This is a genomic window from Mesorhizobium sp. M7A.F.Ca.MR.362.00.0.0 (genome assembly GCF_004023175.1).
Lineage (GTDB): Bacteria > Pseudomonadota > Alphaproteobacteria > Rhizobiales > Rhizobiaceae > Mesorhizobium.
In genome coordinates this window covers 1-3,176 of record NZ_RZTF01000555.1, presented here as the reverse complement: position 1 = coordinate 3,176, position 3,176 = coordinate 1, and the positions used below count along the sequence as shown (strand labels likewise).

Sequence of the window (3,176 nt, the reverse complement as noted above, 5' to 3'; positions counted from 1 at the left end):
AACCGACATCTCGCTCTTGTTGCCCGTGGTGACAACCATCGAGCCGAACTTGTTGGAGATCGCCATCAGGATGGTGCCGCGCGCGCGGCTCTGCAAATTCTCCTCGGTGATGCCTTCCTTGGTGCCTTCGAACATCTGCGTCAGCGCGTGCAGAAACCCTTCGACCGGCTCGAAGACCGGCACGATGTCGTAGCGGCAGCCGAGCGCCCGGGCGCAATCCTCGGCATCCTTCAGCGAGTCCTTCGAGGTGTAGCGATAGGGCATCATGACGGCGCGCAGGCGTTCCTCGCCGAGCGCATCGACGGCGAGCGCCGCGCAGATCGCCGAATCGATGCCGCCGGACAGACCAAGCACCACATTCTTGAAGCCGTTCTTGTTGACGTAGTCGCGCAGGCCCAACATGCAGGCGCGATAGTCGGCCTCCTCCCGGTCCGGGATTTTCGACATCGGCCCTTCCGAGCAGACCCAGTGATCCCCTTGTCTTTTCCAGGTGGTGATGTCGACCGCTTCCTCGAACTGGCTCATCTGGAAGGCAAGCGTCTTGTCGGCGCCAATGGCAAACGACGCGCCGTCGAAGATCAACTCGTCCTGCCCGCCAAGCTGGTTGGCATAGATCATCGGCAGCCCGCATTCGATGACCTGGCGGATGACGACCTGGTGGCGGACATCGATCTTGGCGCGATAATAGGGCGAGCCGTTCGGCACCAGCAGGATTTCCGCCCCGCTTTCGGCCAGCGACTCGCAGATATCGACATCGCCCCAGATGTCCTCGCAGATCGGAACTCCGATGCGCACGCCGCGGAAATTGACCGGCCCCTGGATCTCGGGTCCAGCCTGGAAGACGCGCTTCTCGTCGAACTCGCCGTAGTTCGGCAGATCGAGCTTGTAACGTTCGGCAATGATCTTGCCGCCATCGGCGAAGACGATCGAATTATGCGTGCCGCTCTTGCGCTTCAACGGCGTGCCGATGATGACGCCGGGACCGCCATCCGCGGTGTCGGCGGCAAAATCCTGTGCCGCCTTTTCGCAGGCTTTCAAAAAGGCCGGCTTCAGCACCAGATCCTCCGGCGGGTAGCCGGCGAGGAAAAGCTCGGTATAGAGCACGAGATCGGCGCCCTGACGTGCGGCATCCGCCCTCGCCTCGCGGGCCTTGGCGAGATTGCCTGATATGTCGCCGACAGTCGGATTGAGCTGGGCGACGGCGATGCGCAGGATGTCGAGCTTCTTGGTCATGCCTGCTGACTTAGCGCGGCAAAATTGCCCGGGCAATGGCGTTCGTTTGGACCAATTCGGACCGAATGACATACGTCAATCGTGTGCGGACCGATCGACGTGCTTCAATCGTGGCGAGACGACCAGGTATCAATCGTCGCCCATATATTCGCGCAACGCTTGCGGCGAATGATTCTCGCCGATCGACATCGCCAGGATGCGTGAAATATGCCGGCGCGGCAGGCCTGTCTGCACCACCCACTGGTTGATCTGTGCCTGGATCTTGTCGAGGTCCCTCTTCGAAGTCGGGCTTTCGGCGATGTCGAGGCCGGCGTCGCGCAACGCCGCGGCCATATCGCCCGAGATGACGAACGCATCCCAACCCAGCCAGCGCAGGAAATACTGGCCCGTATTGCCGCCCAACCGGCTGCCATGCTTGCCGAGCCAGGCCATCAGCCCGACCTGGTCGTCATCAGGCCAGTTTGCAAGGAATTGGCCGAAGCCGCCATATTCCTTCGACACGCGCTCGACGAAGGCGGCGTTGTCGCGCACGGATCTGATCTTCTGCGGGTTGCGCACGATGCGCTGGTCGGCCGTCAGATCGTGCCAGAAATCATCGGGCTGGAACAACAGCCGCTTCGGCTCGAAGCGCAGAAACGCCTCCTCGAAGCCCGGCCATTTCTGCTCGATGACGCGCCAGACGAAACCGGCGGCGAAGACGCGTTCGGCCATAACAGAGAGAATGCGGTCATCGGCGATGTCAGCCACGGCGGCATTGTCAGGCGCCGGACCCAGCAGCGACGTCAGTTCCTCTTCGCCGCCCTTGCGTTTTGCGGCGCGTGCGCGAATTTTCTTGAAATCGGCCATTGGTCCCTCGGCAACTGGAATCAATCTAACACTTCCCGTGTGAGCCGGCAGCCTCTACCTCTTACGGCAAGCCAAAGACCCTGGAGATGGCCATGAACAAGACGATCGACGACCTGGCGAACCGCTGGCTCAAGCGGCGGCCGGACGGCCTCAGCCAGCTCGAAAGCCGGGTGCTGCAATCGACGCTCGAACGCACCACCATCTCGCGCGACACCAACAAGGCCGTCGCCTTCCACCAGACCTTCGGCGACCGGCTCGCCGACACGATCGCCCGCATCGGTGGGTCATGGTCCTTCATCCTGACCTTCATCGCCTTTCTGATCCTGTGGACATCAGCCAATGTCTGGCTGCTGTCGCGTGACGCCTTCGATCCCTACCCGTTCATCTTCCTCAATCTCGTTCTGTCGATGGTCGCCGCCTTGCAGGCGCCGGTGATCATGATGGCGCAGAATCGCCAGACCGAACGCGACCGCATCGACGCCGCCCACGATTACGAGGTCAACCTGAAAGCCGAGATCGAGATCATGGCGCTGCATGAAAAGCTGGATGAACTGCGCCACGGCCAGATTCTCGGTATGCGCGACGAGATCGTGCAACTGACCGAAATGATCAAGCGGATCGACGAAAGGCTGTCTTCGCAGCAGTCGGCTTCATGACCGACGCGATCCATCATTTCATCGAACAATACGGGCTGCTCGCGGTCTTTATCGGTTGCGTCGCGGAGGGCGAAAGTGCCGCCATTCTTGGCGGTTTCTTCGCCCACCAGCAGGTCTTCGTCCTGTGGCACGCGGTTCTTGCGGCGGCGCTCGGCGCCTTCGTCGGCGATACTTTCTTCTTCATCCTCGGACGAAGCTTCGCCGACCATCCCTATGTCGTCAGGTTGCGCAAACGGCCCGGCTTCCGCCGCGCCTTTCGTCTGCTCAATACCCATCCCGACATTTTCGTGCTGTCCAACCGCTATATCTACGGCATGCGCCTCGTCGGCGGCATTGCAGCCGGGCTTTCCAACATCGCTGCGCCGCGCTTCGTCATCCTCAACGCGCTTTCATCGGCGGTCTGGGCGGTGCTGTTCGGCACGATCGGTTATGTCTTTGGAC

At 61.4% G+C, this 3,176-nt stretch carries 4 protein-coding genes; 2 read left to right on the top strand and 2 right to left on the bottom strand.

Annotated features, from left to right (window positions below):
• Both EOC06_RS35025 and EOC06_RS35020 read right to left on the bottom strand, forming a co-directional pair.
• Positions 1–1,233: NAD+ synthase (locus tag EOC06_RS35025; protein WP_128309958.1), on the bottom strand; the 1,233-nt coding region annotated here is incomplete at its 3' end.
• 129 nt (positions 1,234–1,362) lie between these two features.
• Positions 1,363–2,079 (bottom strand): DNA-3-methyladenine glycosylase I, encoded by a 717-nt coding sequence (locus tag EOC06_RS35020; RefSeq protein WP_128309957.1) that lies wholly within the window; start codon positions 2,077–2,079, stop codon positions 1,363–1,365.
• Positions 2,080–2,171: 92 nt separating this feature from the next.
• Here EOC06_RS35020 and EOC06_RS35015 point away from each other — a divergent pair, with 92 nt between their 5' ends.
• The gene (locus EOC06_RS35015; protein ID WP_127321220.1) at positions 2,172–2,735 is read left to right on the top strand and encodes a DUF1003 domain-containing protein; all 564 of its coding nucleotides are present in this window, start codon (positions 2,172–2,174) and stop codon (positions 2,733–2,735) included.
• The coding region (locus EOC06_RS35010) for a DedA family protein (protein ID WP_164898921.1) at positions 2,732–3,176 on the top strand (445 nt) is incomplete at its 3' end. The genes EOC06_RS35015 and EOC06_RS35010, both read left to right, overlap by 4 nt.